This window comes from Pusillimonas sp. (assembly GCF_035515275.1).
GTDB lineage: Bacteria > Pseudomonadota > Gammaproteobacteria > Burkholderiales > Burkholderiaceae_B > Pusillimonas.
Genome location: NZ_DATJBQ010000063.1, coordinates 21,641 through 45,760, shown reverse-complemented (window position 1 = coordinate 45,760; position 24,120 = coordinate 21,641). Strand labels below are relative to the sequence as shown.

Below are 24,120 nucleotides of genomic sequence, written 5' to 3'. Positions count from 1 at the left end.
CGCCAGGCGCCGTCGATCCGTCGAACCATTCGAGCTTGAACGTGGCCTGGGGGGCGTCGTGGATCTTGCTCAGGTTATGGTCCATGCGGGTAACCTCGAGCCAGTCGCCCTGCGGGTCGACCATGCGCCACCACGCCAGGTTGTCAAGCGCCGTGCCCCACAGCACCGCCTTTTTGCCGCCTGCATTCATGGCAACGTTGCCGCCCACACAGGAAGCATCGGCTGAAGTGGGATCGACGGCAAAAACATAACCAGCCGCTTCGGCCGCATCGGCCACGCGTCGGGTAACCACTCCGGCGCCTGCCAACACCGTGGTAACGGGCTGTTCGACGCCGGGCAGCTGCACCGCCTCGACCGCAGCAAGCGTGTCGAGTTTTTCAGTGTTAATGACGACGGAACGCCAGGTGAGGGGAATGGCGCCGCCGGTATAGCCGGTACCGCCCCCACGCGGAATGATGGTGAGGTCGAGTGCAATACAGGCGCGCACCAGTTCGGCGATCTCGTCTTCGGTATCGGGGGTAAGTACGACAAAGGGGTACTCGACCCGCCAGTCGGTCGCATCAGTAACATGAGACACGCGCGACAGCCCGTCAAACTTGATGTTGTCTTTGGCGGTAACACGCGACAGGCGTCGCATGACCTTCTTGCGCAAGACCGAGGTAAGTTCAAATTCAGACTCAAACGCCTGCACCGCAGCCTGTGCCGCCTGCAGCAGTCGGCCCACACGGTCGTCGCGCTCAGAGTCATCGGCCTGACGACGCTTGTCGATTTCGCCCAGTCGATGGCGCAGCGCTTCGGTAAGGGCGGTAAGGCGCTTGGGACTATGAAGCAGGTCGTCTTGAAGATACGGATTGCGCCGCACGACCCAGATGTCGCCCAGCACCTCGAACAACATGCGCGCTGACCGGCCGGTACGGCGCTCGGCACGCAGGTCGGACAACCATTGCCAGGCCTGCTCGCCCAACAGGCGGCATACGATCTCGCGATCCGAGAACGAGGTGTAGTTATAAGGAATTTCGCGCAAGCGCGGAGTGTCGGCAGGCTCGGCCTTGGCGGCAAGCAATTGACTGGCGAGAGGGGCGTTCATGGCAATGACTGAATTAACCTGGCTAGGCAAGGCCTAAGTTTACTTCATTGCCCCTTGCAGACCGCAGCAGGGCTAGGGTTCAGCCCTGAACGGTTTCGGGGAAAAGCCACAACAGCACCAGGGTCATTACCACGTAACGCAAGAATTTACCCAGAGCCATGAAAAACACCGAGGGCCAGAACGGCAGCTTGAACCAGCCGGCCACCACACACAAGGGGTCGCCAATGATGGGCAGCCACGAGAAAAACAGCGCCGAGGGCCCGAAGCGGTCGACCCACTCGCCCATTTGTTTGTGCCAGCGGCCGGCCGACTTGCGCCTTTGCGCTTCGACATCAAGGTGGCCATGTTTTTCGCGCCAGCGCTCATACCCTTTTTCTGCACCCAGACCCATGGCGTAGCTGATGATGCCCCCCACGGTGTTGCCCAGGGTTGCCACCAAAACCGCCGGCCAGAACATGTGGGGCGAGAGCTTGATATAGCCGAAGACCGCCGGCTCAGACCCCAGCGGCAGTATGGTTGCCGACACCAGGCTGACAATAAAAATAGCGCTAAGCCCGACCTTGGGCAATGCCAGGGCGGACAGCAACCAATATATCGAGGACCGCAACCAGGCTTCCATGCGCGTAAGTTTAGCCGCCTTTCGTTACCAGATTTTCGCTGTGATATTCTTGCACCAGACAATTTCGCAGCTTCGCTCTTCCCATGTCCAACGACTATCTAAAGCGCATTCTCAATTCCAAGGTCTACGACGTTGCCGTCGAATCGGCCCTTGACCCCGCCCCCCTTATCTCGGCCCGCATCCAGAACAAAGTCTGGCTGAAACGTGAAGACACCCAAGCGGTGTTCAGTTTCAAGTTGCGTGGCGCCTACAACAAAATGGCCAACCTGAGCCCCGCTGAGCTTAAGCGCGGCGTCATTGCCGCGTCGGCGGGCAACCACGCCCAAGGCGTTGCCTTGTCGGCTCGGCGGCTGGGCTGTCGCGCGGTCATCGTCATGCCCACAACCACGCCACGCCTTAAGGTCGACGCCGTTCAGGCGCTGGGCGGCGAGGCCGTACTGGCGGGCGACAGCTATTCTGACGCATACGAGCACGCGATGCTGCTCGAAAAGAAAGAAAAGCTAACTTTTGTGCACCCGTTCGACGATCCCGATGTGATCGCCGGACAAGGCACGGTAGGCATGGAGATCTTGCGTCAGCACTCGGGGCCCATCGATGCAGTTTTTGTACCCATAGGCGGTGGGGGGCTGATCGCCGGCGTGGCCGCTTATATTAAACAGTTGCGCCCCGAAACCCGCATTATCGGCGTGCAAACCGAAGACTCCAACGCCATGATGCGCAGCGTCAAGGCGGGCCGACGCCTTGAGTTAAGTGACGTGGGCCTGTTCTCGGACGGCACGGCGGTCAAGCTGGTGGGCGCCGAAACCTTCAAGCTGGCTCGCCAGTATGTCGACGACTTCGTTGCCGTCGACACCGATGCCATTTGCGCCGCCATCAAAGACGTGTTCCAGGACACCCGCAGCGTGCTCGAACCGGCCGGCGCCTTGTCGCTGGCGGGGGCCAAGCTGTATGCCGCTCAGCACAAGTGGAAGAACAAGACACTGGTGGCCATTACCAGTGGCGCCAACATGAATTTTGACCGGCTGCGTTTCGTGGCCGACCGCGCCGACGTCGGCGAGGCCCGCGAAGCCCTGTTCGCCCTGACCATACCGGAAGAGCGCGGCAGTTTCCGCAAGCTATGCGAGGCGCTGGGCAAGCGTAGCGTCACCGAATTCAATTACCGCATCTCCGACGCCGAACGGGCCCACGTGTTTGTCGGCGTGCAAATCAGCTCGCCGGCCGAACCCGACAAGCTGGCAGCCATGTTCCGTAAAAAGGGGCTCGACACCCTTGACCTAACAGGCAATGAGCTGGCCAAGACCCATCTTCGCTACATGGTGGGGGGCCGTTCTGCATTGGCCAGGCACGAAATGCTCTTCCGTTTCGAGTTTCCCGAGCGGCCGGGGGCCCTGGCCCGCTTCCTGCAGGCCATGAACCCCAAATGGAACATCACCCTGTTTCATTATCGCAACCAGGGCGACGACTATGGCCGGGTGCTGGTGGGCATGCAGCTGTCACCTGACAGCGATAAAAAGTCGGTCAACGAGTTTCTGGAGTCGTTGGGCTACCCGTACTGGAACGAAACCAACAACCCGGCTTACCGGCTGTTTCTTTAGGTTCGTTCCCCTAAGCAAACCGCCCCCGAGGCCCAGATGGCTGCGGGGCGGTTGGTTAGAAACTGCACACGCTGTATATCGGCAGGCCCGTATCCTTCAGCGCTTTAGAACCGCCCAGATCGGGCAGATCGATAATAGACGCGGCCTCGACCACGTTTGCGCCCAGCCGTTGCAGCAACTTGGCCGCTGCCAGCATGGTGCCCCCGGTTGCGATCAGATCGTCGATAAGCAAAACACGCTGACCCGGCTTGACCGCGTCAGAGTGCATTTCGACCGTGGCGTTGCCATATTCGAGCGTGTACTCTTCGGCCAGCGTATGAAAAGGCAGCTTGCCCTTTTTGCGCACCGGCACAAAACCAAGATTAAGCTCGTAGGCCAGCACCGCCCCCAAAATAAAGCCTCGGGCGTCGATGCCGGCGACAAGATCCAGACGCTGGCGCATGTATCGGTAAACGAATAGATCGACCAGCACCCGGAAGGACTGTGGATCTTGCAGTACGGGGGTAATATCGCGAAAAGTGACGCCGGGCTTGGGCCAGTCGGGAACACTACGTATGGCGTTGCGTACGTAATTGACGGGATCTGTGTGCATGAAAATAGCCAATAAGACCTGAGACGGTGAGCAGCAGTAACTATAACTCCAATCATTACCTTTCAGTGTTCGTTTAAACTCGTGAAATGAAAAGCACGCCCATACCGCAAGCGTCGAACTCCATTGCTTCAGCACGCAGAACGCTGTCTATTGAAGCGGACGCACTCAAATCGTTGCACGACCGACTCGACAGCACCTTCAGCCGCGCCGTCGAAATGGTGCTGGCCTGCGAAGGACGCGTCGTGGTCAGCGGTATCGGCAAGTCGGGCCATGTCGCCCGCAAAATTGCCGCCACGCTGGCCTCGACGGGCACCCCTTCGTTCTTCATGCACGGCGTCGAGGCCTTGCACGGCGATCTGGGCATGCTGACCACACGCGACCTGGTTCTGGCCATTTCTTATTCGGGCACGGCAACCGAGCTGCTTACCGTGCTTACTGTGGCAAAGCGTATGGAGATTCCGCTTATTGCCGTTACCGGCAACCCGCAATCGCAACTGGCAGTCAATGCCGACCTGCACCTTGATGTGCACGTCGAACAAGAGGCCTGCCCGCTTAATCTGGCACCCACCGCCAGCACCACGGCAACCATGGCGCTTGGCGATGCCATTGCCGTTGCATGCCTGGAAGCGCGCGGCTTCAGCCCCGAGGACTTTGCCCGCTCGCATCCGGGCGGGGCTTTGGGCCGACGTCTGCTGACACTGGTGCGCGACGTCATGCGCTCGGGCGATGCCCTGCCCATTGTCCATGCCGACACCCCCATTGCCCAGGCACTTGAAGAAATGTCGCGCAAAAGCATGGGCATGACCATAGTGGTCGACCCACGGCAACGCCCGGTCGGCATTTTTACCGACGGCGATCTGCGCCGGTTAATAACGGCCCGGGGCGACATTCGCGCCCTCACGGTCGCGGCCGGCATGTCCGTCAACCCCAAAACCGTGTCACCCGGAACCCTCGCCGTCGAGGCAGCTACCCTGATGAATGACAATCGGCTTACCCAGGTTCTGGTGGTCGACCCAGACGGGCTACTATTAGGCGCCCTGCACATGCACGACCTGTTGGCAGCCAAGGTAATCTGACAATGACTCTTGACAACACCCCCCCTCACCCGGCCGAGGCGCTGATTCTTGCCAAGACAAGCCCCGCCGTCATCGAGCGTGCGCGCCAAGTGCGCCTCATGATCTTCGACGTCGACGGCGTCCTGACTGACGGCAGCCTCTGGTACGGCGAAAACGGCGAAACCATGAAACGCTTCAATGCGCTGGACGGCCACGGTCTGCGCCTGATGCGCGAGGGCGGCATTGCCGTGGCGCTGATTACCGGGCGCGAAGGCCCCATCGTGGCGCGCCGTGCCGCCGAACTAGGTATTTCGCTGGTCTTGCAAGGGGTGCGCGACAAGGCCCAGGCCCTGGCGGCCCTGGTGCAAGAGCAAGGCCACACCCTCGATCAGGTCGGCTTCATGGGCGATGACCTTCTTGATCTGGCCGCCATGCAGCGTGTGGGGTTTGCCGCCAGCGTACCCAGCGCGCCACCCTACATTGCCCAAGCGGCCCATTGGGTTTCCTCGCGCGAGGGCGGTTACGGGGCGGGACGCGAATGCTGTGACCTGATCCTGGCCGCGCAAGGCCGTCTCAAACATTTTTTCTCGCCAAATGCCGTGATTTTGGGTGGGGTTACGCAGTAAATCATGAAAGAACGCCTACCGGCACTTATCGCCATCGCCTTGCTGTTTGTCCTGGTTGCAGGCACCTGGTGGGCGGCCGACTATACCCAGCGAGCCGTGCATATCGAGCCGCCGCGACGCATTACGCACGAACCCGACGCCTGGTCAAGCAACTTCGTGATGGTGCGCACCGATGCCGAAGGCATGGCGGTCAACCGCATGGAAGGCGAGTACCTGCAACACTTCCCCGACGACGACTCATACGAAGTAACCCAGGCCAAAGCCACCGGCCAGCGCGCCGACTCGCCCGTTACCATTGGTACGTCAGACATCGCCGTCATGGATCAGGACGGCAGCCGAATCGTCATGAGCGGCAACGCCCACTTGCACCGCCGACCTTACGACGACCGCCCCGCCCTGGATGTCAATAGCGACAAGCTTATTATGCTGCCTGATGAAGACGTGGCCTACACCGACTTGCCGGCAGTGGTTGTGAACGGCAAATCCACGATGGTGGGCACCGGCATGCGGTACGATAACGCTAGCCGTACACTTCAGGTTTTTTCGGCCAGCGACGTCCGTATATCAGCCGAAGATTCTCAGGCCGCCTCCCGTCCACAAAACCAAGGCTCCCAAGACAATAACCATGAAAACACGAAACCTTGACCGACTATGCCACTGGTTGTCCGCCGCGCTACTGGCGGCAGCCTCAATGAGCGTGGCAGCTCAGCCCGCCCCGTCGGGCAAGCAGGCCCAAGACGAGCCCGACACGCTGATTTTGTCGGACACGCTCAACTACAACGACGCTACCAAAGAAAGCACGTTCACCGGCAACGTCGTCATGACGCGCGGCCTGCTCACACTGCATTCAGACACGCTGGTCATGCGTGAGGACCCCGAAGGCTTCCAGCACGGCGTGGCTACGGTCGACGGCACCTCCAAACGCGTAAAGGTCCGCCAAGAAAACCCCGAAAAATACGAACTTATCGAGGCCGAGGGGTTGCGCGGCATCTATAACGGCAAAACCGACGAAATCGAAATGATCGGCCAGGCGATCATCATCAAATATGTTTGTGGCAAACCCCTGGACACCATTCGCGGGGAACGCGTCAAGTACAACCAGACCACTAACGTATACCAGGCCTTTGGCGGACCGCAGTCGGCCGCACAGGGCGGCCGGGTACGCTCACTGGCCACACCCAGCGCCAAGGCCGACGCAGCAGCAGCCGCCTGCCGCGAAAAATCCAAAAACTGACCAGGACGCCACGGCGTCCCCTATCTTTTTAGCCAGTCATCTATGCTTCGTTCCGCCTCGCCGCGCTCCAGTGCGATCCGTCCCCCCAGCGACCAGCCGGGCAGCCTGAAAGCCACCGGCCTGCGTAAGACCTACGGCAAGCGCACTGTGGTGCAAGACGTATCGCTTTCAGTAGACAGCGGAGAAGTCGTCGGCCTTCTGGGCCCCAACGGTGCCGGCAAGACCACCAGTTTCTACATGATCGTGGGCATTGTGCCTACCGATGCCGGCCGCATCGAAATAGACGGCACCGAAATTACCGCCATGCCTATGCATAAGCGGGCGCGGTTGGGGTTGTCGTACCTGCCCCAAGACGCCTCGGTGTTTCGGCGCCTGACCGTCGAAGAAAACATTCGTGCCGTACTCGAGCTGCAGCTCGATGCCGCAGGGAATTCGCTTTCGTCGGCGCAGATCGGAGAAAGCCTGGAAACGTTGCTGGACGAACTGCAGATCGGCCATATTCGACGTAACACCGCCATATCGTTGTCGGGTGGCGAGCGACGGCGGGTTGAAATTGCCCGGGCCCTGGCTACCAACCCCCGCTTCATTTTGCTGGACGAGCCGTTTGCCGGCGTGGACCCCATTGCGGTCATCGAGATTCAACGCATCGTGCACTTTTTAAAGGGCCGGAACATCGGCGTGTTGATTACCGACCACAACGTACGCGAGACACTGGGCATTTGCGACCGGGCATACATTATTAGCGAAGGCAAGGTGCTGACCAACGGCCACCCCAGCGAAATCATTGATAACGAAGCCGTACGCAAGGTGTACCTGGGCAAGAACTTCAGGATGTAGCCCCAGACAGCAACGCCAACTTGCGTTGCCCAGCCAAGCTGCGCCTGCCCTGCAAGGCCCTATGTATTATGCCGCCTTGTGCCCCCTGCTTGCAGGGGGCACTTTCATATTATGCAGCGCTGTTGACCTTTCGCAAAGACGGGTTTGATCCCACTTGATTTAGTTTTTCGACGCTATAAACTAAAACTGTAGCCACTTAAAAAAAGGAGACCTCAGTTATTCCGACAACGCGCATCCTGCGCATCGTTTAATACAGGAGAGCAGTACATGAACCTGAACATCACTGGTCGTCATCTAGAAATTACTCCCGCCATCCGAGACTATGTCAAAAACAAAATGTCACGGGTAGCACGACACTTCGACAACGTCATCGACACCCAGGTCATGCTCTCGATAGAGCGTCTGAAACATACCGCCGAGGTCACCATGCACCTGCGCGGCAAAGACATCCACTGCGAGGCCAGCGACGAAAACCTCTACGCAGCCATCGACCTACTGTCCGACAAAATCGATCGCCAGGTCATCAAGTACAAGAATAAACTCCAGGATCATGCGCATGAACCTGCAAAAAAACTACAATTAAGCACCGAATAAGCGCCTGCCCGTCTCGGGTCGCCTGCACGGTACTCCCCTGCGGCAAGCGCCCAAAAATGGCCCCACTCGTCCGAGTGGGGCCTTCGACTTTCCGGCGCAGCGGCCTGCCCGTGGCTTTCTATACATGCTCATATACTCCTATAATGCCTGTATGAATCTCATGTCGCGTATCCTGCCGCTGGAGAACATCGCACTCGATGTCGAGGCTACCAGCAAAAAACGGGCGTTCGAACAAGCCGGCCTGCTCTTCGAGAACAACCACGGCATAGCCCGAACCGCTGTTTTTCAAAGTCTCATTGCCCGCGAGCGCCTGGGTTCCACCGCCCTGGGGCATCATATTGCCGTACCGCACGGGCGCATCAAGGGCCTTAAAGAACCCTACGCCGCCTTCATCCGGCTGGCCGATCCGGTTCGGTTCGATGCCAGCGACGGCCGGCTGGCCAATCTGCTGTTTTTCGTGCTGGTTCCCGAAACCGCCACGCAATTGCACCTCGACCTTCTGGCCGAGATCGCACGGCTGGTTTCCAACCCTTCTTTGCGGCAGATCCTTTCTACCGAATCCGATCCCGCCGTCATTCACCGCCTGCTTATCACTGACGTCGCGACGACGGAATAAGGCACGAAGCCCCATGCTGACCATTCAGGAACTCATCGACGAAAACACGGACAAGATTTCGTTTACCTGGATCACCGGCACCGAATCGGCACAAAAGGTCATCGCCCACGAAGGGCTGTCGGGCGCCGATCTGGTCGGACACCTGAACCTTATTCACCCGGCCCGCATACAGGTCTTTGGCAAAGAAGAGCTCGCCTATTACCATCGGCTTGACCCACGTCGCCGCCAACACCATCTTGAAGACCTGATCGCCGGCGGCGTACCGGCCATATTGCTTGCCGGCGACCTTGCCGTACCCACGGACTTGCAGCAGTTTTGCAGCCACCACTCGGTTCCTCTTCTTTCCACACCCACCGAAGCCGCCGAAGTGATCGAACTGCTTCGGTTCTATCTGGGCAAGCGCATGGCACCCAGCACCACCATGCATGGCGTTTTCATGGACGTGCTCGGGCTGGGCGTACTGATTACAGGCGATTCGGGCCTGGGCAAAAGCGAACTCGCCCTGGAGCTGATCTCGCGCGGACATGGCCTGGTGGCCGATGACGCCGTCGAGCTGTCGCGTATCGCGCCCAACCTTATCGAAGGGCACTGCCCGCCTTTATTGCAGAACCTGCTCGAGGTGCGCGGCCTGGGGCTGCTCGACATCCGCACAATCTTCGGCGAAACCTCTGTGCGCCGCAAGATGCGGCTCAAGCTTATCGTGCAGCTGGTGCGCCTGAACGCCGACGCCTTCGAGCGCCTTCCGGTGCAAGACCTTACCCAAGACATACTCAGCATACCCATCCGCCGCGTCATGCTTCAAGTGGCTCCGGGGCGCAACTTGGCCGTACTGGTCGAGGCCGCGGTACGCAACACCATCCTTACGCTACGGGGTATTGATACCATGGGAGAATTCATCGAACGCCAGGCTCTGGCCATTATGGAAAGCAGTCGACCCGAATAGGGTCGCTTCCAACCACACCAACATGCTGAAAATAGTACTGATCACAGGCATTTCGGGCTCGGGGAAATCCGTCGCCCTGCGGCTGCTCGAAGATTCGGGCTATCTATGCGTCGACAACCTGCCGGTTCGTTTCCTGCACGACTTCATTGCCAGCACGCGCGAAGACGGGCTTGAGCGGGTCGCCGTAGCGATTGACGTTCGCTCTCCCGGCGAGCTCGACGACCTGCCCGACGTCATTACCGCGCTGCGAGCAAGCGGCACCGAGTTTCGCGTTATTTTTCTGGACGCCAACGACCACACGCTGTTGCAGCGCTACTCTGAGTCACGCCGGCGCCACCCCCTTACCGACCGCCTGACCAGCGGCGGAAAATCGCCCTCACTGCAAGAGTGCATCGATACCGAGCGCGAGCTGCTCGCCCCCCTGCGCGAACAAGAGCACGTCATCGACACGTCCGACCTGACCCCGGGCCAGCTACGCGCCTGGATGCGCGATCTGGTGCAGGCCGATCGATCACCCGTGGTGCTTACGTTCGAGTCATTTGCCTACAAGCGCGGCGTCCCCGGCGACGCCGATCTGGTGTTCGACGTGCGCTGCCTGCCCAACCCCCACTACGATCGTCAGTTAAGGCCGCTTACGGGGCGCGACGAACCAGTCGCCAAATGGCTGGCGCAGTTTGGCAGTGTCGAAACCATGATCGAAGACATCGCCGGCTTCATACGCCGCTGGCTACCGCTCTACATGCAAGACACGCGCAATTACCTGACTGTGGCGGTAGGGTGCACCGGCGGGCAACACCGATCGGTATACGTGACCGAACAGCTGGCGCGGCGCTTTGCCGACCACGCCCCGCTTCTGGTGCGCCACCGCAACCAGGCCCCCGCGGAGGTTCCATGACAACTTCGCAAACGCTGATCGCATCCGCATCCCTTGCCTGCCTCCTGATACTGGCTGGTTGCGGTTCAACCGGAAAAAAGGGCGGGTACTACAAAGACGATGGCCCGGGCTCGGATATTCCCGCCGACATCCTGAACACACCCGACGCCGTTCCTCGCATCGAAACGCACGCTCCAGCCAATATGCGTCCGTATCGGGTGCTGGGCAGAACCTACGTACCCATTACCTCTGACCGACCGTTCAGCGAAACCGGGGTGGCCTCGTGGTATGGCCGAAAGTTTCATGGCCGCAAAACGGCCAATGGCGAAACCTACGACATGTATGCCATGACGGCGGCCCATCCCACCCTGCCATTGCCCAGTTACGCTCGGGTCACACGCCCCGAAACCGGCGCCACCGTCGTGGTGCGCATCAACGACCGGGGGCCGTTTCATAGTGGCCGCGTCATCGACCTGTCGTATGCCGCCGCAGCCCGGCTTGGCTTGGTCGGACGGGGTAGCGCCAAAGTACGGGTCGACGCCATTACCCATGCCGACATTGCTCGTGGGCAAACCACCCGCACCGTAATGGCCGAGCCTGCGCCCCGGCCTGCACTTGCCACACAGAATGAAGCGGCTGCGGTTCAATTTAACGAAGCCGCCGACCTGCCTGATGCGCTGGCCGCGCTCGGCGTCGACTCGACCTCAGTAGCCACGGCAACGCCGGTTCAAAGCCACGCGGTGCTACTGCCTTATGCCACGCTGGAAGACACCGCAACCGCCGGCGTGTTTCTGCAGTTCGGCGCCTTTAGCGGGCGGGCCAACGCCGAGTCTTTGGCCAAGCAGTTGAACAGTCAGATTTCCATGACCGAGACCCGACCCGCCCAGGTCCGGGCTTCAGAAAATCTGTACCGTGTGCAAATAGGGCCTTACGCCACGCGCACCGAAGCCATAAACGCCGCCTTGCGAATTCAACAGCAAACGGGCAGCCAGGCCACGGTTGCCACACGCGATTAAACGTTAATGTTCAGCCGGCGCGTTTCAGTGCTTCAGCGTACAGCACGTCGCGAGCCACCCCTGTGGCCTTTGCCGCCACGCGCGCGGCATCGCGAACGCTGGCAACCTCGAGCAAAGCATCAAGCAAGCCCAGTGTTGCCGCGTCCAGCTCGTTGCCGTCCGAGGCCTGAACGAGGGCTTCGTGCACGATCAGAACAAACTCGCCCTGGCCGCGATGCGTATCTTCGGCCAACCATTGGGCGGCCTGGCCAAGCGTCATGGTGGCCACTTCTTCGAATCGCTTGGTCAGTTCGCGTGCCACAGTCAGCTTTCGATCAGGGCCACACACCTCGAGCATATCTTTAAAGGCTGCCGCCAGGCGATGGGGCGACTCGAACACCACGACCGGCGCAGACAGTGCCGTCCAGTACTTGAGCCATTTTTGCCGCGCACCGGATTTGGCCGGCGCAAACCCGGCAAAAATGAAAGCCGGGTTCTCGTCTGAGGTGACGCCGCTGGCCATCAGGGCGGTAATGACCGCGCTGGCCCCCGGAATGGCCACAACCGGGTAGCCTGCCTGGCGCGCGCTGCGCACAATGCGCGCCCCCGGGTCGCTGACCGCCGGCGCACCCGCATCTGAAATAAGCCCCACCCGCTCACCCTGCTCCAGGCGCTTGAGCAGCGTTTGCGCCGCCCCCGCCTCGTTGTGCCGATGCGCAGCGAGCAGGGGCGTTGAGATGCCCCAGGCATCAAGCAAAGCGCGGCTCGAGCGCGTGTCTTCGGCGGCAATGACATCGCAGCGCGCCAGGGCCTGCCAGGCGCGCAGGCTCAGGTCGCCGAGGTTGCCGATGGGAGTTGCCACCACGTACAAGGTACCCGCCGGCCAATGCTGCTCGGCCACTTTTTGTGCGAGACGATTCCATGTCGCGGCGAAGTCGGAAGAAGGGTTCTGGTTCATACTGGGGGAAATCGGTCAGATTGGAAATGCTCTATGCGGGATGATACGTCAGACCCTAGCTCTCTGGCGGGCATTGCCCAACGCAAGGCAATACGCCGGCGTCGTCGCGCGGCTCGGCGCAAACCCGAAGCCGGCCCGGACGGCCCAAGCCACGACCCACCCTATTTGTCGCCCACGCAGCGCCAGGGCAGGCTGGCCGAACAACAAGCACGTGAGCACGTCGAGGCCGCCGGAGCTCGGGTGCTGCGTCAAAACCTGCTCTGCCGCAGCGGCGAAATCGACCTAGTATGCCTCGACGGTCCGATTCTGGTCTTTATCGAAGTGCGCCACCGTCACAGCCGGCATTTTGGCGGCGCTGCAGCCAGCGTCGTTCCCGCCAAACAGCAACGGCTTGCCCGGGCGGCCGCCTATTTTTTACCCCGTCTGGTGCGTCAGTATCTCGGCGGGCGCGTTCCCCCTTGCCGTTTTGATGTCATTGCCTTCGAGGGCGAACAGCTGCAGTGGCTCAAAGGTGTATTTGACGTGAGATAATAACGGTCATGGACATGACCTCTCGCATGACATCGCACTTTGATGACGCGATCGATACTTTCAAGGCCGGCTCGCAAGCCCTGGCTCAACCGCTCTCGAATGCGGTCGACCTTCTGTTCAGCGCGCTGGCCAACAATAATAAAATACTGGCTTGCGGCAACGGTGGCTCGGCCGCCGATGCCCAACATTTTATTGCCGAACTCGTCGGCCGCTTCGAACGCGACCGTCTGCCGCTGGCCGGCATCGCGCTTAACACCGACACCTCAATCATGACCGCAGTGGGCAACGATTACGGTTTCGATGCCGTGTTCGAACGCCAGGTCGCGGCACTGGGCCAGCCCGGCGATGTGCTGGTGGCCATATCCACCAGCGGGAACTCCCCCAACGTACTGCGGTCCATAGAAGCTGCGCACGAACGCGAAATGTCCGTCATTGCGCTTAGCGGCAAAGGCGGCGGCAAGCTCAACGAACTGCTTTACGAAACCGATATCCACCTTTGTGTGCCACACGACCGCACCATGCGCATACAAGAAGTCCACATCTTGCTGCTTCATGCGCTGTGCGACGGCATCGACGCCCTGCTTCTCGGAGACACGCTCTAATGGCCACCCCACGTCATCTTTCCAAACTGCTGCTTGTTGTCTGCCTGCCTGTCGCATCACTTAGCGCACTGTCGGGTTGTGCGCCTCTGGTTGTCGGCGGGGCTGCAGCCACCACGGCGGTCGTCGCCACCGACCGGCGCACCGCCGGCGAGCAGGTCGAAGACCAAGCCATCGAAATGAAAGTCGGCTCCGAAATGCGCAAGCTGGTTGGCGAAAGGGGCCGGGTCAACACGGTTTCATACGCAGGCCGGGTGCTGTTGATGGGCGACGTTCCCACCCAGCAAGACAAGCAGCAAGCCGAGCAACTGGCTTCCAAGGTCGAAAAGGTAACCCAGGTGTATAACCAGCTTCGAGTGGGCGACATTACCCCGCTTGGCGTGCGAACCAACGACAGTTGGCTTAGCACCAAGGTCACCACCACGCTCATTAACACCAAGGACGTACCCACGCGAACCATCGTAGTCGCCACCGAGCGCGGCGTGGTCTACCTGATGGGCCGCGTCACCGAGGCCGAAAGCGAGCGTGCCGGCAAGGCCGCCGCCTCGGTGGGCGGCATCAACAAGGTAGTAAAATTGTTCGAGATCGTCTCGCCTGATAGCGTCGCTACCGGCAGCAAGTCGGCGGCGCCTGTGCAAGAGTCTTCCTCCTCTGCACCGGCCGTGCCGTCTGACACCGGCTCGGCCGATGTCCAAACCATGCCTGTCCAATGAAGAAACTACTTATCAGCTTCGCCGTCCTGGTCGTTGTCGCCGGAATCGGCCTATGGCAATTCTCGGGGTCGGCCAAGGCTGCACCGCAGGTCACCTATACCTCGCTCGACGGCCGCCAGTTCACTACCCAAGACCTGCTTGGCAAGGTGTACTTGGTCAAGTTCTGGGCGACCAGCTGCGTTACCTGCGTGAGGCAAATGCCCGACGCCATCGAAGCGTACAACCAGTACTCACCGCAAGGCTACGAAGTTATTGCCGTGGCCATGGATTACGACCCACCCGCTTACGTACGCAACTTTGCCCAGTCGCGCCAACTACCGTTTACCGTCGCCATGGATACCACGGGCGAAATCGCCAAGGCCTTCGACGACGTAAAGCTTACGCCCACCACGTTTCTGGTCGACAAGCAGGGGCGCATCATTAAACGCTACCTGGGCAATTACGACAAAACCGATTTTCGCCATACCGTAGAACGGGCGCTGGCCGGGTAACCAGCCCGCCGGCCCGATCATGCCAAGCCCGAAAGCGCGCCGCTTTCGGGTTTTTCACAGCCCCAACTTTCTGATCGCCTGTCATGACTACATCCACTCCAAGCGACGCGTCCTCTCAATCCCCAACCGTGAAGGCGGCCGTGCTTTCCGAAGCCCTGCCCTACATCCGCCGGTTTCACGGCAAGACCGTCGTCGTGAAGTACGGCGGCAATGCCATGACCGAAGAAGCCTTGCAACGCAGTTTTGCACACGACGTCGTGCTGCTGAAGCTGGTCGGCCTCAACCCCATTGTGGTGCACGGGGGCGGTCCGCAAATCAACGACGCCCTGAAGCGCATCGGCAAAGAAGGCACTTTCGTGCAAGGCATGCGGGTTACCGATGCCGAGACGATGGAGGTTGTCGAGTGGGTGCTGGGCGGTCAGGTGCAGCAAGACATCGTCATGATGATCAACGAGGCCGGCGGCAAGGCAGTGGGCCTTACCGGCAAAGACGGCTGCCTTATACAAGCCCGCAAAAAATTGCTGGCTGACAGCGAACACCCAGGCGAATGGCTTGATATTGGCTATGTCGGCGAAATTACCCGCATTGAGCCCGCTGTGGTCAAGGCACTGCAAGACGACCAGTTCATTCCGGTTATTTCGTCCATTGGTTACGGCGAAGACGGACGCGCCTACAACATCAATGCCGACCTGGTCGCCGGCAAGATCGCCGAGGTGCTGGGCGCCGAAAAGCTCATCATGATGACCAACACGCCCGGCGTGCTGGACAAAAGCGGCCAGTTGCTGCGTAGCTTGTCGGCCCAGACTATCGACGAACTCTTCAAGGACGGCACCATTTCGGGCGGTATGCTGCCTAAAATCTCGTCCGCACTCGAGGCGGCACGCAACGGCGTCACTTCGGTACACGTCGTCGACGGCCGGGTACCCCATTGTCTGTTACTCGAGATTCTTACCGATCGCGGCGTCGGCACCATGATCAGCTCGAATTAGTGATCGGCCCCAGCGCAACACAGCGGCGGCTGCTGACACCGGCAGCGCCGCATCGGGCACGGCATCATCCCACCCCATTGGGGCGCCGCTCATCGGCATCACAACGCGTCTGGCTGTTCGACCTGGACAACACCCTGCACGACTGCTCCAAAGCCATATTCGATGCGATTGATCACAACATGACCCAGGCCGTGATTGAAGCGCTGGACGTCGACATGGGCGAGGCACATCGCCTGCGTGTTCGATACTGGCGGCTTTACGGTGCAACCGTCATCGGCATGGTCCGGCACCACGGCGTTGATGCTGCGGCGTTTCTAGAGCGCAGCCATCGCTTCGACCCTGCTCCGCTGGTGCATTCCGAAACCGGCCTGGCCGAAAAGTTACGGGCACTAAAAGGACGAAAAATCTTGCTGACCAACGCGCCCATGCAATATGCGCGCCAAGTGCTCAAGACATTGGGTATCTTGCAGCAATTCGAAAGCCTGTGGTCGATTGACCACATGATCCTGCAAGGGCGGATCAAGCCCAAACCCTCGTCCGCATTAATGAAGCAGGTGCTGGCACGCGTAGGGCAACCTGCCTCGAACGTCGTGCTGGTGGAGGACACGCTGAAGAATCTGAAGGCCGCCCGCAAGCTGGGCATGAAGACCGTACATGTATTTCATCCGGGCACGCCGTTTTCGGGGCTGCACGCGGGCCGCAGCGCTTATGTCGATGTACGGGTCAATTCGATTGGCCGGCTGCTTACCGGGCGCCACGCTTTACGAGACTGACTTAGCGATGCCCACAGACCGGACAGCCGGGGTCACGCTTGAGCCCGATGCTGCTCCATTGCATGGTCAACGCATCAAGACACAACAAGCGCCCCATCAGGCTTTGACCCATGCCGGTTATCAACTTGATCGCTTCTGCAGCCTGAGTGCTGCCGATAATGCCCACCAAAGGCCCCAAAACCCCGGTCGTGGCGCAACTGACTTCGTCGGCATCGTCGGCCTCGGGGAACAGGCAGTGATAGCAGGGCGAAGCGTCGTCGCGCATGTCGTAGACGCTTACCTGACCCGCAAAACGTATGGCTGCGCCCGACACCAGCGGCTTGCCATGCAGCACGCAGGCCCTATTCACCGCATGGCGGGTGGCGAAGTTATCGCAGCAGTCGAGCACGACATCGACCTGCGCCACCACCTCTTCAAGGTCGCGGCCCATTAAACGCCGCACAATGGTCTCGACCTGCACCGAGGGATTGAGCTCGTTAAGCGCCTGCTTGGCCGATGTGGCTTTGGCTTGGTCGAGCCGGGATGTTGTGTGAATGATCTGGCGTTGCAGATTACTAAGCTCGACCACGTCGTCGTCGGCCAGAACAATACGACCCACACCCGCACCCGCCAGATATAACGCAGCCGGGGCCCCAAGGCCACCGGCACCCAATATTAATACGCGTGCCTGCAGCAGCTTTTCCTGACCTTCAATGCCCAGTTCATTGAGCAGGATGTGGCGCGCGTAGCGCAGCAGATCCTGATCATTCATTGACGGGAACCAGGCCTTCGGGGGTTAGTCGGTACCGCTCGATTCGCTCGACAGGGGCGTTTTGCGTGGGCTGCTCAGTTTTTTTTTCTGCCTCAGCCGCCGGGGTGGCTGTATCTGTTGATGCGGTGCCGTCGGATTTTGCCGCCACGGTGGGGCCGCTACGTACTACCGGACGCCCCTCGAGCAGGTTGATGGCCTGTTGAAGCTGGAAGTCGTCGGCGCCGCCGAACTCGAACATCTTGGGATCGGGCCGCTCGCCGTTGTCGTCTTCAACAGGGGTGATGACTTCAGGCGCCGCAACCGTGTTCTGAAGATGGTGGGCCAGATCGGCTTCGCGTGGCAAACGGAAAAGATTGCCTTGCGCGGTGTCGTCGACAGTTATGTCGGGTTCGACGCCGGTAACCTGAATGGAGCGCCCCTTGGGCGTGTAATAACGGGCGGTGGTCAGCTTGATACCCGTGTCTTCGCTAAGCGGTAACACGCTTTGCACCGACCCTTTGCCGAAGGTTCGGTTGCCCAGCACTTTGGCGCGATCGTGGTCTTGTAAAGCGCCGGCCACAATTTCTGAGGCCGAAGCCGAACCCACGTTAACCAAAACAACCATGGGTATGGTTCGGGTCCAGCCGGGGGTACCGCTAAGCGGGTCGCCGCCTTCGGAGAAGTAGCGCATGTAATCGCCGGGCTTGGCGAAATACTCGCGATTGGCCGAGGCGATGCGACCCTTGGTGGACACAACCAGCACGTTGGGCTGCAGGAAGACCGTCGACACCCCGATGGCGGCGTCAAGCAAGCCACCCGGATCGTTGCGCAGATCAAGGATCAACCCCTTGGGAGGCTGGTTGGCCCCAAGGCGACGCAACTGGGTGACCAGATCGGCGGCAGTGCGTTCCTGGAACTGGGCGACACGCACATAGGCGATGTCGTCGTCGAGCATTTTGCTGCGAACGCTGCGCACCTTGATAAGGTCGCGAACAATCTTGACCACCAGGGGTTTGTCTTGCTCGGCCCGCTTGATGGTAAGCACTATGGGAGTTTTGGGCTCGCCGCGCATGAGCTTGATGGCGTCATTCAAGGACATGCCCTTGGTCGGCTTGCCATCGATATGGGTGATAAGGTCGCCGGCCAGAATGCCCGCACGTGCGGCGGGCGTGTCTTCGATCGGCGAAATGACCTTGGGCATGCCGTCTTCGCTGCCGATCTCGATGCCCAGGCCGCCAAACCCGCCTTGCGTAATGGCTTCCATTTCTTTGAAAGCTTCGGCGTCAAGGTAGGCCGAGTGCGGATCCAGGTCGTCGAACATGCCCTTGATGGCATCGTTGATGAGCTTTTTATCGGTAAGAGGCTCGACATAGCTGGCCTTGATGGCCGAAAACACGTTGGCGAACTGCTGCAGTTCTTTCAGGGGCAAGGGCTCGGCACGCTGGGCCAGGGCCGATATGCCCAGACTGACCAGGACGCCGCCCACGGCGCCTAGAAACACCAACCCGAAACTGCGTATCCTGCGAGTGCCCATGCACACATTCCTGAAATGATTTTTGGCCTTGGCGCCTGCTCAGACAAAGCGCCACACAAATAGTACCGAAAATTAACGCGCCAACCAAAGCAGCGGATTCACCGGCTTGCCCTGATGGCGAATTTCAAAGTATAGACCGGACTCGACCTGACCGCCGGTGGCGCCCACGGTTGCGACGGCCTCGCCTGCCGCCACCATTTGACCAACCTGCTTGAGCAGGCTTTGGTTATACGCGTAAACACTGAGGTACTGCCGGCCATGATCGAGTATGACGATATTGCCGAACCCGTTAAGCCAGCTCGCATAAACCACGCGCCCCGCCGCAATGGCACTGACGCGCGCGCCCTCTTGCGCCCGCAGCACCACGCCGCGCCACAAGCCCCCGTCGGGCCGCTCGGCGCCGAAACGCCCCTGAACCTGCCCGCGCACAGGGAAAGGCAAGCCTTTGCTCAAACCCTGTAGATCTGAAGCGGTGGCCGTGGGCCGCTCGACGTCTTGTGCTGCCTGCCGCTGCTCGTCGACCGCCTGCTGTTCTTGGGCCGCCTCGCGGGCACGTGCCTGCTCAACTTGCTCGCGGGCCAGTCTTGCCGCCTCTTGCTCACCCTGTCTCTGGCGCGCTTCTTCTTCGCGTCGTTGTTGCTCTTGAGCTCGCTGCGCCGCCTGCCGCCGTTGTTCTTCTTCACGGCGCCGGGCCTCTTCCTTGCGCCGCTGCTCGGCCAGACGAGCCTCTTCAGCCTGCTTGGCAATGGCTACTTCGAGGCCGCTGATCAAGCGTCCCAGCCGCTGCTCATCGCGTTGCATGGTGTCGGCCTGAGCACGTTGCTCGTGGAGCTGCTCGCTAATTTTGGCCAATACCCGCCGGCGCGCTTGCTTTTGCTCTTCGAGCTCGGCCCTGCGCGTCTGGGTTTCGTCTTCAAGCTGCGCCAGCTCGCGCTGACGCGCTTGCGTCTCGGTTTGCAGTGCAGCCAGCTTCTTGAGTGCGCTGTCTACGGCCTGCACCGCCTTTGCTTGGGCCTGTGACACATAGCTGAGGTAGCCCAGTTCACGGCCGATCTCTTGCGGGTCATCGCCCGAAAGCAGCGCCGCCCAAGGCGACAAGCCACTTGCGTACTGTGCCCGCAATTGCTGGGCTAATTCGTGACGCCGTAGATCAAGTTCTTGCCGTTGCAGAACAAGCCGGCCCTCGAGGCGCTTGAGCTCGGTTTCGGCGCTTTGCTTTTGTGTCGCCAGCTCGGCAAGCCGCCTATCGATATTGGAGATGGCTGTCTCAGACTCTTTGAGCGCATCGGCGGCATCTTTGCGAGACGCCTCGTGGCGGTCGATATCTTTTTGTATACCTTGTATACGCTCGCGCAAGCGCTGCTGCTGCGACTGGGCCTCGGCCTGGCGGCTTTGGAGATTGGCGGCCGAATCGGCGCCCGCCGCCGTTCCCAACCATGCCGTCAGCAATACTGCCAGGCCAAGACGCCGCATCGCGAAATTAGCCCTTGGCCTTGCCCTGAGCCGCCACCGCTTCCATGGCAGCCTTGATTTCGTCGGCATTGCCAAGATAATAATGGCGCAATGGCTTAAGGTCGTCGTCGAGTTCGTACACCAGCGGCTGGCCGGTGGGAATATTTACGCCCACAATGTCGGTATCGGACACGGAATCAAGGTGTTTGATCAATGCACGCAGACTGTTGCCATGCGCGGCCACCAGCACACGCCGGCCCGAGCGCAAGGCCGGAGCGATGGAATCGTTCCAGAACGGAACCACGCGCTCTACGGTGTCTTTAAGGCATTCGGTGGCCGGCAAGCTTTCGGGCGGCACTTTGGCATAACGCTTGTCGAAACGCGGATGGCGCGGATCGTCGAGATCGAGCGGGTCAGGCGCAATGGCATAGGCGCGACGCCACACCAGCACCTGGTCGTCGCCATACTTTGCTGCAGTTTCGGCTTTGTTCAGGCCTTGCAGCGCGCCGTAGTGGCGCTCGTTAAGGCGCCAGCTGAGGCCGATAGGCGTATGCATGGCATCCATGGCGTCCAGTGTGATCCACAAGGTGCGTATGGCGCGCTTCAGAACCGACGAGAACGCCAGGTCAAACTCGAAACCTTCTTGTTTCAGCAGCTCGCCTGCCTGGCGTGCTTGTTCGCGGCCGGTATCGGTAAGGTCGACGTCTGTCCAGCCGGTAAAGCGGTTTTCGCGGTTCCACTGGCTTTCGCCGTGTCGCATCAGTACAAGTTTATGCATTGTGAGCCCAGGTTTTGTAGCGTGTTAGTTGAATATCGGCGTCCATTTTATAATCGACCGGATCAGCCCCAATTTAAAGAGTTAAATCGAGATACCTATCGTGGACTTCATCCTTAGCCAAAATAATATTTACATTGTACTAATTGCCATCGTTTCGGGGGCCCTGCTGCTGTGGCCCACCCTTGGCAAGCGCCGCGGCGCCAACCCCGTCAGCGCCACCGAGGCCGTGCAATTGGCCAATCGCCGGCAAGGCGTTTTTATCGACGTTCGCAGCGCCGAGCAATACAAGGCCGGCACCATCGCTCAGGCACGCAATGTGCCGTTTGCCGAGCTCGAGGCCAAAGTCGAGTCGCTTCCCAAGAACAAGCCGCTTATTATGTTTTGCGACCAGGGCCGCGAATCTGTCCGTGCGGCTGCAGTCTTGCGCAAGCACGGCCTCGAGGCGGTCAGCCTCGAAGGCGGCCTGCGCGGCTGGACCCAGGCAGGCTTGCCCGTCTCAAAAAAAGCCTAGCCCACTACGCTTAACAAGGAACACATGGCTACCGTAACGATGTATTGCACAGCCGTATGCCCTTATTGCATACGCGCTGAAATGCTTCTTAAGCAACGCGGCGTCACTGATATTGACAAGATCCGCATCGACATTCAGCCCGAGCAGCGCGCCGTCATGATGGAGCGCACCCGGCGCCGTACCGTGCCGCAGATTTATATCGGCGATACTCATGTAGGCGGCTACGACGACCTTGCCGCCCTCGACCGAGCCGGCGGCCTGACACCCCTGCTTAACAGCTGACCCAGCTGACCCAACCCGACGCGCAAGCGCTAACCAAACCATTACCAGGAAGACAAATGGCCGATCAGGACCAGAACCAAGCCAACCAGAACTCGCAGGGCAGCCAAGAGCCCTCTTTCGGGCTGCAGCGCACCTATATCAAAGACGTTTCGCTTGAAATGCCCAACGCGCCCCAGATTTTCCTTGAGCAAGAAGGCCCGACCGTCGAAGTTTCCATCAACGTCGGCGGGCAACGCCTGGCCGAAACCATTTTCGAAAGCTCGGTCACCGCTACGGTCACTACCCGTATCGAAGACAAGGTGCTGTACCTCGTTGAAGCCACACAAGCCGGCATTTTTGAAGCCGCCAACATTCCGGCCGACCAGCTCGACCCGCTGCTGGGGATCGTCTGCCCCACCATGCTGTACCCATACCTGCGCGCCAACGTCGCCGACCTGATCACCCGCACGTCGCTGCCCCCGCTGCACCTTACCGAGGTCAACTTCCAGAGCCTGTACGAACAGCGCCTGCAGCAGCTGGCCGAGCAGCAAGGCCAAGCCAAGCAAGATTCCGGCATCGTGCTGCCCCCCGGCGTCAGCCGTCAGTAAGCCGTCGTCATGGTCGCACCGCGCCTGCGTGCAACAGTACTGGGGGCCGGTAGCTGGGGCACTGCCCTGGCTGCCCTGGCCAGCCGCCAGGCCGACACTCTGCTGTGGGCGCGCGACGCCGCCCAGGCGCAGGCCATCGATTCGCAGCATATCAATCCGCGTTACCTGCCGGACACCACCCTGCCCGAGTCACTGCACGGCACCCATGATTTTCACCGTGCGGTCGCACACGCCTGCCCGCCCGATGGCGCGCCGGGCCTGATCATTCTCGGTGTTCCCGTTGCCGGCATGCACGAAACCTGCGAACGCCTGGCACAAGCCCTGGCCGACATGGCTGCGCCTGCGGTACCGGTCATCTGGACCTGCAAGGGCTTTGACCAATCCACCGGCCGGCTCCCCCACGAGATCGCCCAAACAGCGCTAAACGACCGCGCCCTGCCCGGCGTTTTGTCGGGCCCTTCGTTCGCCAAAGAGGTCGCAAGGGGCCTGCCGGTTGCGCTGACTATTGCCAGCCCGCACGCGGCCGTGCGCGAAGCGGCCACCGCCGTTTTCCATGGGGTCACGGCACGCATTTACGGCAGCACCGACGTCGTAGGGGTAGAGGTGGGCGGCGCACTTAAAAACGTGGTGGCCATTGCTTGCGGCATTTCGGACGGCCTGGCTCTGGGCGCCAACGCTCGGGCCGCCCTGATCACCCGTGGGCTGGCCGAAATACAACGGCTGGGCGTAGCCCTGGGCGGGCAAGCCGAAACCTTCGCCGGGCTGACCGGCCTGGGCGACCTGGTTCTGACCGCCACCGGCGATCTTTCGCGCAACCGTCAGGTAGGCCTGGCCATTGGTGCCGGCAAGACGCTTGATGTAATTTTGGCCAATGGAATGACAGCCGAAGGTGTACGCTGCGCACGCGCCGCCTTGGCAATGGGGCAAAAGCATGGCGTCGATCTACCCATTACCGAAGCGGTATGCCGTGTATTGTTCGACGGCATGGCCCCCGACCAAGCGGTGTTCGAGCTGTTATCGCGCGAGGCCAAGCGCGAATAGGCCTCTAAACGCCGCCCGCATACCCTTGCTGGCGCCATGCCTCAAAAACAGTGACAGCCACGGCGTTCGACAAATTGAGGCTGCGCTGCCCGGGCCTCATGGGCAGACGCAGCCGCTGCGCCGGCGCAAATCGCTCCAGGTCAGCCGCCGACAAACCCGCGGTTTCACGTCCGAACACAAATACATCGCCAGGCCTGAACTGCTGCGTGCCCAGCAGCCCGCTAGAGCGTGTGCTCATGGCAAAACAACGCTCCGGCTCTGCATTCGTGGCCTTAATGGCGGCAGCAAGGTTGTCGTGTACCTGCACCGCGGCCCATTCGTGATAGTCGAGCCCGGCGCGCCGGAGCTTGCTATCCTCAAGCTCAAAGCCCAATGGCCTGACAAGATGTAATTGCGCCCCGGTATTGGCCGCCAGCCTGATCACGTTGCCGGTGTTGGGAGGGATCTCAGGTGAGACCAGCACGATATGAAACATTTTTATTCC

At 60.4% G+C, this 24,120-nt stretch carries 30 protein-coding genes; 21 read left to right on the top strand and 9 right to left on the bottom strand.

Features of this window, described 5'->3' with window-relative positions; all coding sequences use genetic code 11:
* Both VL003_RS04685 and VL003_RS04680 read right to left on the bottom strand, forming a co-directional pair.
* Positions 1 to 1,087 (bottom strand): DUF3683 domain-containing protein (locus VL003_RS04685; protein WP_325440052.1); only part of this gene is annotated, 1,087 nt, incomplete at its 3' end.
* A gap of 79 nt (positions 1,088 to 1,166) precedes the next feature.
* Positions 1,167 to 1,706, bottom strand: a complete 540-nt coding sequence (locus VL003_RS04680) for a YqaA family protein (RefSeq protein WP_325440050.1) — start codon at positions 1,704 to 1,706, stop codon at positions 1,167 to 1,169.
* A gap of 83 nt (positions 1,707 to 1,789) precedes the next feature.
* Between VL003_RS04680 and ilvA the strand changes: the two genes are divergently transcribed.
* A complete protein-coding gene (ilvA, locus tag VL003_RS04675) occupies positions 1,790 to 3,301 on the top strand; it encodes a threonine ammonia-lyase, biosynthetic (RefSeq protein WP_325440048.1) in 1,512 nt (503 codons plus the stop codon).
* Positions 3,302 to 3,356: 55 nt separating this feature from the next.
* Here ilvA and VL003_RS04670 read toward each other — a convergent pair whose 3' ends face one another.
* Positions 3,357 to 3,893 carry an adenine phosphoribosyltransferase gene (locus tag VL003_RS04670; RefSeq protein WP_325440046.1) on the bottom strand — a complete coding sequence of 179 codons (537 nt, stop codon included), beginning with the start codon at positions 3,891 to 3,893 and terminating at the stop codon, positions 3,357 to 3,359.
* Between the two features lie 86 nt (positions 3,894 to 3,979).
* Here VL003_RS04670 and VL003_RS04665 point away from each other — a divergent pair, with 86 nt between their 5' ends.
* The 10 genes from VL003_RS04665 (at position 3,980) to VL003_RS04620 (ending at position 11,688) form a co-directional block, all read left to right on the top strand.
* The gene (locus tag VL003_RS04665; RefSeq protein ID WP_325440044.1) at positions 3,980 to 4,969 is read left to right on the top strand and encodes a KpsF/GutQ family sugar-phosphate isomerase; all 990 of its coding nucleotides are present in this window, start codon (positions 3,980 to 3,982) and stop codon (positions 4,967 to 4,969) included.
* Complete coding sequence (locus tag VL003_RS04660) at positions 4,966 to 5,574, top strand: KdsC family phosphatase (protein WP_414708244.1); 609 nt, start codon at positions 4,966 to 4,968, stop codon at positions 5,572 to 5,574. Before VL003_RS04665 ends, VL003_RS04660 begins: the two co-directional genes overlap by 4 nt.
* A gap of 3 nt (positions 5,575 to 5,577) precedes the next feature.
* Positions 5,578 to 6,219, top strand: a complete 642-nt coding sequence (lptC, locus tag VL003_RS04655) for an LPS export ABC transporter periplasmic protein LptC (protein WP_325440040.1) — start codon at positions 5,578 to 5,580, stop codon at positions 6,217 to 6,219.
* Positions 6,200 to 6,808 (top strand): lipopolysaccharide transport periplasmic protein LptA, encoded by a 609-nt coding sequence (gene lptA, locus VL003_RS04650; protein ID WP_325440038.1) that lies wholly within the window; start codon positions 6,200 to 6,202, stop codon positions 6,806 to 6,808. The genes lptC and lptA overlap by 20 nt, the downstream gene beginning before the upstream one ends.
* A gap of 42 nt (positions 6,809 to 6,850) precedes the next feature.
* Positions 6,851 to 7,645 carry an LPS export ABC transporter ATP-binding protein gene (lptB, locus tag VL003_RS04645; protein ID WP_325440037.1) on the top strand — a complete coding sequence of 265 codons (795 nt, stop codon included), beginning with the start codon at positions 6,851 to 6,853 and terminating at the stop codon, positions 7,643 to 7,645.
* A 267-nt stretch (positions 7,646 to 7,912) separates the two neighbouring features.
* Positions 7,913 to 8,239 (top strand): ribosome hibernation-promoting factor, HPF/YfiA family, encoded by a 327-nt coding sequence (gene hpf, locus VL003_RS04640; RefSeq protein WP_325440036.1) that lies wholly within the window; start codon positions 7,913 to 7,915, stop codon positions 8,237 to 8,239.
* Positions 8,240 to 8,390: 151 nt separating this feature from the next.
* Positions 8,391 to 8,855, top strand: coding sequence for a PTS sugar transporter subunit IIA (locus VL003_RS04635; protein ID WP_325440035.1), 465 nt, complete (start codon positions 8,391 to 8,393; stop codon positions 8,853 to 8,855).
* Between the two features lie 13 nt (positions 8,856 to 8,868).
* Entirely contained in the window at positions 8,869 to 9,798 is a 930-nt protein-coding gene (gene hprK / locus VL003_RS04630; RefSeq protein ID WP_325440034.1) for an HPr(Ser) kinase/phosphatase, read from the top strand.
* Positions 9,799 to 9,820: 22 nt separating this feature from the next.
* The gene (rapZ, locus tag VL003_RS04625) at positions 9,821 to 10,693 is read left to right on the top strand and encodes an RNase adapter RapZ (RefSeq protein ID WP_325440033.1); all 873 of its coding nucleotides are present in this window, start codon (positions 9,821 to 9,823) and stop codon (positions 10,691 to 10,693) included.
* Positions 10,690 to 11,688, top strand: coding sequence for a septal ring lytic transglycosylase RlpA family protein (locus tag VL003_RS04620; RefSeq protein ID WP_325440032.1), 999 nt, complete (start codon positions 10,690 to 10,692; stop codon positions 11,686 to 11,688). The genes rapZ and VL003_RS04620 overlap by 4 nt, the downstream gene beginning before the upstream one ends.
* 10 nt (positions 11,689 to 11,698) lie before the next feature.
* Here VL003_RS04620 and rsmI read toward each other — a convergent pair whose 3' ends face one another.
* The gene (gene rsmI, locus VL003_RS04615) at positions 11,699 to 12,625 is read right to left on the bottom strand and encodes a 16S rRNA (cytidine(1402)-2'-O)-methyltransferase (protein WP_325440031.1); all 927 of its coding nucleotides are present in this window, start codon (positions 12,623 to 12,625) and stop codon (positions 11,699 to 11,701) included.
* A 33-nt stretch (positions 12,626 to 12,658) separates the two neighbouring features.
* On the opposite strand from rsmI, the gene VL003_RS04610 reads away from it, so the two are divergent.
* From VL003_RS04610 to VL003_RS04585, 6 genes are all read left to right on the top strand, one after another.
* The gene (locus VL003_RS04610; protein ID WP_325440030.1) at positions 12,659 to 13,156 is read left to right on the top strand and encodes a YraN family protein; all 498 of its coding nucleotides are present in this window, start codon (positions 12,659 to 12,661) and stop codon (positions 13,154 to 13,156) included.
* Between the two features lie 8 nt (positions 13,157 to 13,164).
* Entirely contained in the window at positions 13,165 to 13,758 is a 594-nt protein-coding gene (locus tag VL003_RS04605; RefSeq protein WP_325440029.1) for a phosphoheptose isomerase, read from the top strand.
* Positions 13,758 to 14,468, top strand: a complete 711-nt coding sequence (locus VL003_RS04600) for a BON domain-containing protein (protein ID WP_325440028.1) — start codon at positions 13,758 to 13,760, stop codon at positions 14,466 to 14,468. Before VL003_RS04605 ends, VL003_RS04600 begins: the two co-directional genes overlap by 1 nt.
* Positions 14,465 to 14,959: a TlpA disulfide reductase family protein gene (locus VL003_RS04595; RefSeq protein ID WP_325440027.1), complete on the top strand. Its 495-nt coding sequence runs from the start codon at positions 14,465 to 14,467 to the stop codon at positions 14,957 to 14,959. Before VL003_RS04600 ends, VL003_RS04595 begins: the two co-directional genes overlap by 4 nt.
* An 83-nt stretch (positions 14,960 to 15,042) precedes the next feature.
* Positions 15,043 to 15,948: an acetylglutamate kinase gene (gene argB, locus VL003_RS04590; RefSeq protein ID WP_325440025.1), complete on the top strand. Its 906-nt coding sequence runs from the start codon at positions 15,043 to 15,045 to the stop codon at positions 15,946 to 15,948.
* Complete coding sequence (locus VL003_RS04585; RefSeq protein ID WP_414708242.1) at positions 15,948 to 16,721, top strand: pyrimidine 5'-nucleotidase; 774 nt, start codon at positions 15,948 to 15,950, stop codon at positions 16,719 to 16,721. Before argB ends, VL003_RS04585 begins: the two co-directional genes overlap by 1 nt.
* Before the next feature lies 1 nt (position 16,722).
* Here VL003_RS04585 and VL003_RS04580 read toward each other — a convergent pair whose 3' ends face one another.
* The 4 genes from VL003_RS04580 to gpmA all read right to left on the bottom strand — a co-directional run bounded on the left by VL003_RS04580 (position 16,723) and on the right by gpmA (position 21,215).
* Positions 16,723 to 17,472, bottom strand: coding sequence for a HesA/MoeB/ThiF family protein (locus VL003_RS04580; RefSeq protein WP_325440023.1), 750 nt, complete (start codon positions 17,470 to 17,472; stop codon positions 16,723 to 16,725).
* A complete protein-coding gene (locus tag VL003_RS04575) occupies positions 17,465 to 18,985 on the bottom strand; it encodes a S41 family peptidase (protein ID WP_325440021.1) in 1,521 nt (506 codons plus the stop codon). Before VL003_RS04575 ends, VL003_RS04580 begins: the two co-directional genes overlap by 8 nt.
* A 72-nt stretch (positions 18,986 to 19,057) precedes the next feature.
* Positions 19,058 to 20,458 carry a murein hydrolase activator EnvC family protein gene (locus VL003_RS04570; RefSeq protein WP_325440020.1) on the bottom strand — a complete coding sequence of 467 codons (1,401 nt, stop codon included), beginning with the start codon at positions 20,456 to 20,458 and terminating at the stop codon, positions 19,058 to 19,060.
* A gap of 7 nt (positions 20,459 to 20,465) precedes the next feature.
* Entirely contained in the window at positions 20,466 to 21,215 is a 750-nt protein-coding gene (gene gpmA / locus VL003_RS04565) for a 2,3-diphosphoglycerate-dependent phosphoglycerate mutase (protein ID WP_325440018.1), read from the bottom strand.
* Between the two features lie 100 nt (positions 21,216 to 21,315).
* On the opposite strand from gpmA, the gene VL003_RS04560 reads away from it, so the two are divergent.
* The 4 genes from VL003_RS04560 to VL003_RS04545 are packed head-to-tail and all read left to right on the top strand — an operon-like array spanning position 21,316 to position 23,636.
* The gene (locus VL003_RS04560) at positions 21,316 to 21,726 is read left to right on the top strand and encodes a rhodanese-like domain-containing protein (RefSeq protein WP_414708241.1); all 411 of its coding nucleotides are present in this window, start codon (positions 21,316 to 21,318) and stop codon (positions 21,724 to 21,726) included.
* A 24-nt stretch (positions 21,727 to 21,750) separates the two neighbouring features.
* Positions 21,751 to 22,008: a glutaredoxin 3 gene (gene grxC / locus VL003_RS04555; RefSeq protein ID WP_325440016.1), complete on the top strand. Its 258-nt coding sequence runs from the start codon at positions 21,751 to 21,753 to the stop codon at positions 22,006 to 22,008.
* 56 nt (positions 22,009 to 22,064) lie between these two features.
* The gene (gene secB / locus VL003_RS04550; protein ID WP_325440014.1) at positions 22,065 to 22,595 is read left to right on the top strand and encodes a protein-export chaperone SecB; all 531 of its coding nucleotides are present in this window, start codon (positions 22,065 to 22,067) and stop codon (positions 22,593 to 22,595) included.
* Positions 22,596 to 22,604: 9 nt separating this feature from the next.
* Complete coding sequence (locus VL003_RS04545) at positions 22,605 to 23,636, top strand: NAD(P)H-dependent glycerol-3-phosphate dehydrogenase (protein WP_325440012.1); 1,032 nt, start codon at positions 22,605 to 22,607, stop codon at positions 23,634 to 23,636.
* A 4-nt stretch (positions 23,637 to 23,640) separates the two neighbouring features.
* Here VL003_RS04545 and VL003_RS04540 read toward each other — a convergent pair whose 3' ends face one another.
* Positions 23,641 to 24,111: a tRNA (cytidine(34)-2'-O)-methyltransferase gene (locus tag VL003_RS04540; protein WP_325440010.1), complete on the bottom strand. Its 471-nt coding sequence runs from the start codon at positions 24,109 to 24,111 to the stop codon at positions 23,641 to 23,643.
* Positions 24,112 to 24,120: the final 9 nt, after the last annotated feature.